This is a genomic window from Stieleria sp., assembly GCF_041595215.1.
Classification (GTDB): Bacteria; Planctomycetota; Planctomycetia; order Pirellulales; family Pirellulaceae; genus Stieleria; species Stieleria magnilauensis.
The window spans coordinates 1-1862 of record NZ_JBFHKV010001380.1 but is presented as its reverse complement, the minus strand read 5'-3'; the positions used below and the strand labels follow the sequence as shown (position 1 = coordinate 1862).

The 1862-nt window shown below is 57.8% G+C and carries 2 protein-coding genes; both read left to right on the top strand.

Going from position 1 to position 1862, the window contains the following annotated elements; translation table 11 throughout:
• On the top strand, window positions 1–824 hold an 824-nt coding region (locus tag ABX749_RS31455), incomplete at its 5' end, for a hypothetical protein (RefSeq protein ID WP_372899514.1).
• A 131-nt stretch (window positions 825–955) separates the two neighbouring features.
• A partial coding sequence (locus ABX749_RS31450) for a hypothetical protein (protein ID WP_372899513.1) occupies window positions 956–1862 on the top strand: 907 nt, incomplete at its 3' end.

Sequence of the window (1862 nt, the reverse complement as noted above, 5' to 3'; positions counted from 1 at the left end):
TGATTCACTTTATCGATACGGACCCACAATCGGCATCCGACGTGTGCAACTTGATCGCGGACGTCTACCTGGCCCGTCGAGGCGAATTGGATCGCCGCCGAGAGTCGCAGTTATCTGCGTTGATTGAACCACAAGTTGAGCAATACAAACGAAAGGTCGAAGAATTCGAGAAGCGGGTCGTTGAAATCGTTAAGGGTATGCCGGGCTATGCGCCGGGCCATCCTGAGTTCCCGCTCAGGCCAACACTTCGCGACAATCAATACGATCGAGCCATGCAGTTGCAACGGAAGATCGAGGATGTCGAAGTGGAACTCGCAGTATTGAACACGATCGAGATTGAACCGGTTGAGCTTGAACCAGTCAACGCCGGATCCTCCGTGATCGACCAGATTGACGAGCCAGCAGTCACGACGGCAAAGAGTTCGGCCGAACGCGACGATACCGGTGAACTGTCCCAAACCTCCCAGAAGAGACATCAGCTGGAGGTCTCTCACGCAATCCTTTTGGAGCGATACGCCGCGGCGCGTCGCGAGTTCAGCACGATGAGCGGGTGGTACACGCAGCTTCAGTTTGCGCAAGAGGATCTGGCACGAGCACGTGCCGTCCTTCATAGACTGGTGGATCGACTCGACGCCATCCGAACCGAGAGCGTGCGAGACCCTTCCGTTGTCGCCGTGTCCCGGGCCACGCCCCCCGACGCCCCGATCGAGGACATTCCCACCGGGAAAGCCGCATTGGTCGCGGGAATCGGATTTCTGATCCCGACCCTCTTGGGTTGTGTCTGGCCAAGACGTAGAACTGACGCAGGGCAGGCGGACCAGTAGGTCACGCTGTGCGTGACGAACTTCGTCGGCTCACTTGAAGAGACCTGTAGGTCACGCTGTGCGTGACGATCACTGTGAGTGATAATCGGTGTGCGTAATAGTCTCCGTTATCTCACTCAAAGAGGCCTTGTATGCGTTTCCACCACATTGCGATTCAACGAGTCTGCCAATCAACCATTGCGCTGTTTCTCGTGGCAGCAGCGGTCTTCGCCGGCCGATCATCGGCAGCCGAACCGACGGCCGTCCCGCTCGCGCAGTCGTCTCTGCCCAGCGGCGATGGAATTGCGGCGGAGGTACTCGGCACGAAACAACGACAGCAGCATCCGTCGTTCATCTTTTTCGACGACTTTGAGTCCGGCGGGATCGGCGATCAATGGGACGAAACCCGAAACCCCAACGGAAACACCCTTTCGCTGGTTAGGATCGATGATGAAACCGCTCCCGCGGGATCTCGATCGCTGAAGGTCACCGCGCATCTGGGCAAAGACACCGGTGGTGGCATGACGAAGTGGTTCCCGTCGGCGAAAGACGTGTTCGTCAGGTTCGACGTCCGCTTTGCCGCAGATAGCGATTACATCCATCACTTCGTCACGCTGCGCGCAAACCGTGGCTTGACCGGCGGAGACCGCTGGTCCGGTTTCGGCGGTGCCGGTAATCGGCCACCAGGTGACCAGCGTTTTTCCACCGCGCTCGAACCCTGGGGCAACTGGGGCCGATGGCCGGCTCCCGGGCGCTGGAATTTCTACAGCTATTGGCACCAGATGAAAGCGAGTCCTGATGGTCGATATTGGGGAAACGGATTCCGGCCGGAAACCCAAGGCGACATCCCCAAGGACGAATGGATCTGCTGTGAATTCATGTTGCGACACAACACACCAGGCCAGCCTGACGGGGAACAAGCCTTTTGGATCAATGGCGAATTACGGGGGCATTGGAAAGGCTTTAATTGGCGAACCGACGAGGCGCTGCAAGCGAATGCCTTGACGCTGGAGAGTTATGTGACCGATCGTTGGACCAAGAACCCGATCAATGTCGTCT